Consider the following 3,354-nt stretch of genomic DNA (forward strand, 5'->3'; position numbering starts at 1 on the left):
AACGGCATCCAGGCGCTGGACTTGGTCGGCCGCAAGCTGCCCGCCAACGGCGGCCGCGCCATCATGACCTGGTTCGGCGAGATCGACGCCTTCGTGGCCGAGAACGGCTCGAACGAGGCCCTCAAGCCCTTCGTCGACGGCCTGGCCGAGGCCAAGAAGAAGCTGCAGGAAGGCACCATGTGGCTGATGCAGAACGGCATGGCCAACCCGGACAACGCCGGCGCCGCCTCGACCGACTATCTGAACGTCTTCGGCCTGACGGCGCTGGCCTATATGTGGGCGCAGATGGCCAAGGTGGCGCAAGCCCAGGTCGAGGCCGGCTCGACCGACCCCTACTACGCCACCAAGCTTCAGACCGGCCGCTACTTCGTCGAGCGCATCCTGCCCGACGCCGGCGCGCACCTGGCCAAGATGAAGACCGGCGCGGACGTGCTGATGGCCATGCCGGCCGAGGCGTTCTGATCCGGCGCTAACCTCTCCCTCCCCCTCGGGGGAGGGCGGTCGACGCGCAGCGACGACCGGGTGGGGAGGGCTCGGCGACACAAAGACCGAGTCCGCTCACCCAGCCGTCCCCACCCGGCCGCTTCGCGGCCCCCCTCCCCGGACGGGGAGGGAGAAGTCCAGGAAACGCTCATGAACATCCTCAACAGCCCCGACCCCGATTTCATGCGTGAAGAAGAGATCACCCTCTTCTCCGACAGCGTCGGCAAATGGATCGACGAACACGCGCCGCCCGAGAAGGTCCAGTCCTGGATCGCCAACTCAAGCGTGCCGCGTGAACTGTGGACCCAAGCCGGCGCCGACGGCCTGCTGGGCCTATCCATGCCGGAAGAAGACGGCGGCATGGGCGGCGACTATCGCCACGAGGTCGTGTTGATGCGCCAGCTGGGCTGGAAGGGCGCGGACCATTTCGGCATCTCGCTGCACAACGCCATCGTCGCCCCCTACATCTGGCACTACGGCACGCCGGAGCAGAAAGCGCGCTGGCTGCCGCGGCTCCAGTCCGGCGAACTGGTCGGCGCCATCGCCATGACCGAACCGGGCGCGGGCTCGGACCTGCAAGGGGTCAAGACCACGGCGGTCAAGTCCGGCAACGGCTATGTCGTCAACGGCTCCAAGACCTTCATCACCAACGGGCAACTGGCCAACTTCATCATCGTGGTGGCCAAGACCGACCCGGCCGAGGGCGCCAAGGGCACCTCCCTGATCGTGGTCGAGACGGACGGGGCGGAAGGTTTCGAACGCGGTCGGAACCTGCACAAGATCGGTATGGAGGGGAACGACACCTCCGAGCTGTTCTTCAATGACGTGAAAGTCCCCGGCGACAACATCATCGGCGGCGGCGAGGGCCAGGGCTTCGTCCAGCTGATGCAACAACTGCCCCAGGAACGGCTGAACATCGCCGTCCAGGGCGTCGCCGCCGCCGAGCGCGGGCTGGAGGCGACGATCGCCTACGTCAAGGAACGCAAGGCCTTCGGCAAGCGGATCCTCGACTTCCAGAACACCCAGTTCAAACTGGCCGAGGTGAAGACGAAACTGACCGTCGCCAAGGTCTTCGTCGACCACTGCATCGGCCTGCACCTGGACGGCAAGCTGGACGCCGCCACCGCCTCCATGGCCAAATACTGGGTCACGGACATCCAGGGCGAGACCATCGACGAGATGCTGCAGCTCCACGGCGGCTATGGCTATATGAACGAATACGCCATCGCCCAACTGTACAAGGACGCGCGGGTCCAGCGCATCTACGGCGGCACCAACGAGATCATGAAACTGCTGATCGCGCGGACGCTCTAGCCGAGCGTTTCCCGCGTCAGCAGGAAGAAGAACGGCCTGGGCGTGCGGCGAAAGTCCATCAGTCCCAGCACCCGCGTCTCGTCGACCCGCCGGAAGCAATCGATGATCGGCAGATCGTCATAGACCATGGCCGCCGAGATCAGCCCGCGATGCTGGATGGAGCGCAGCCGCGCCTTCGGCTTGCGCGTGCGCAACAGAGGCAGCCCGGCCTTGAACGCCTCCACCGCCTTGTCGGTCCGCGCCAGGTGCGGCAGCGTCAGGGCGACGCCCAGCGGCAGCCGCGCCGGATCGACCGCGATCACCTTGCCGCGGTGATCGAACAGCAGCGGATCGACATGCTCGGCGCTTTCAAACCGCTTGCCCCGCCATCCGTAGCGCGCCAGCAGCCCGTCCAGCGGATGGCCGGTCGGCAGTTCGGACCCGCGCCAGGCGCCGATCATTTCGTCCGCCGTCACGCTGGGCAAACCGTCGAACGCCTCAAGGGCCGCATCCGCGCTCAGGCCGTTGGCGGCCCAAGTGGAAAGCCAGGTCATGGGGTTCGTCTCCTCGACTGTGCGATTCGAGGAACGCATTCAACGCCAAATGCGGCTCAAAAAAACGTCTTCACCGGGTCAGGACATCTTGTCTCGCCTCATGCATGATGATCTATGGTTGTGCATGGCGACCGTGAAGAAGGGTGTTCTGACGCCTCCCAACGAATGGTGGAAACACCTTCGATGGGCGAAGCGCGCCTTCTGGAAGGGCGAACGAAGGGCCGTAAAGACCGCACTCTTCCACGCCGAACGCGACGACTGATTTCATCACTCCGCTCATCCCCGCGAAAGCGGGGACCCAGTGCTTTAGGGACGCACGCTGGTGGCCTTCTTCACCTACATCGTCGCCAGCCGCCGCAACGGAACCCTCTACACCGGCTCGACCGAGGACATCATCCTGCCCACCGCCCAGCATCGGGACAAACTGTTCAAAGGTTTCTCCGCCAAGTATGGCTGCGCCAATCTGGTCTGGTTCGAAGCGCATCCGACACGCCACGCGGCGTTCGTGCGCGAGCGCCGGATCAAGAAATGGAACCGCGACTGGAAGCTGGAGCTGATCGAGCGATCGAATCCAGGCTGGCGCGATCTGTTCGATGACCTGTTCTGAGGCTCTCACTGGGTCCCCGCTTTCGCGGGGATGAGCGGAATTGAGATGATACGATTACATGTGAAGGCCGTGTTGGCTGCGGGAACCCCCGTCGCCCCCACCCTCGACCAGTCCCGCTATCTGACCCAGGTCATGCGGCTGAAACTCGGCGACGAACTGCTGGTCTTCAACGGCCGCGACGGCGAATGGCGCTGCACCATCGCCGAAGTGCTGAAAAAGGGCGTCATCCTGCGCGCCGAGGAACAGGCGCGGCCCCAGACCTATGGTCCCGATCTGGAGCTGATCGTCGCCGTGGTGAAAAAGGCCCGCGTCGAGACCATCGTGGAAAAGGCCGCCGAACTGGGCGCGCGCCGGGTTCGACTGGTCCTGACCAAACGGACCAACGCCGACCGTATCCGCCTGGACCGGCTGGACGCC

Annotated in this window: 5 protein-coding genes; 4 read left to right on the plus strand and 1 reads right to left on the minus strand. The window is 64.9% G+C overall.

Translation table 11 applies throughout. The features are described 5' to 3' along the window. The coding region (locus Q7J26_RS04015) for an acyl-CoA dehydrogenase C-terminal domain-containing protein (protein WP_304935219.1) at window positions 1-462 on the plus strand (462 nt) is incomplete at its 5' end. A gap of 171 nt (window positions 463-633) precedes the next feature. After that, on the plus strand, window positions 634-1,797 hold the full coding sequence (locus Q7J26_RS04020; RefSeq protein WP_304935220.1) for an acyl-CoA dehydrogenase family protein: 1,164 nt from the start codon (window positions 634-636) through the stop codon (window positions 1,795-1,797). Here Q7J26_RS04020 and Q7J26_RS04025 read toward each other — a convergent pair. Next, window positions 1,794-2,330, minus strand: coding sequence for a DUF4334 domain-containing protein (locus Q7J26_RS04025; protein WP_304935221.1), 537 nt, complete (start codon window positions 2,328-2,330; stop codon window positions 1,794-1,796). The genes Q7J26_RS04020 and Q7J26_RS04025 overlap by 4 nt on opposite strands. Before the next feature lie 322 nt (window positions 2,331-2,652). Here Q7J26_RS04025 and Q7J26_RS04030 point away from each other — a divergent pair, with 322 nt between their 5' ends. Both Q7J26_RS04030 and Q7J26_RS04035 read left to right on the plus strand, forming a co-directional pair. Further along, complete coding sequence (locus Q7J26_RS04030; RefSeq protein WP_304935222.1) at window positions 2,653-2,937, plus strand: GIY-YIG nuclease family protein; 285 nt, start codon at window positions 2,653-2,655, stop codon at window positions 2,935-2,937. 45 nt (window positions 2,938-2,982) lie between these two features. After that, a partial coding sequence (locus Q7J26_RS04035) for a 16S rRNA (uracil(1498)-N(3))-methyltransferase (protein WP_304935223.1) occupies window positions 2,983-3,354 on the plus strand: 372 nt, incomplete at its 3' end.

The sequence above is a fragment of the Brevundimonas sp. genome, from assembly GCF_030656255.1.
Classification (GTDB): domain Bacteria; phylum Pseudomonadota; class Alphaproteobacteria; order Caulobacterales; family Caulobacteraceae; genus Brevundimonas.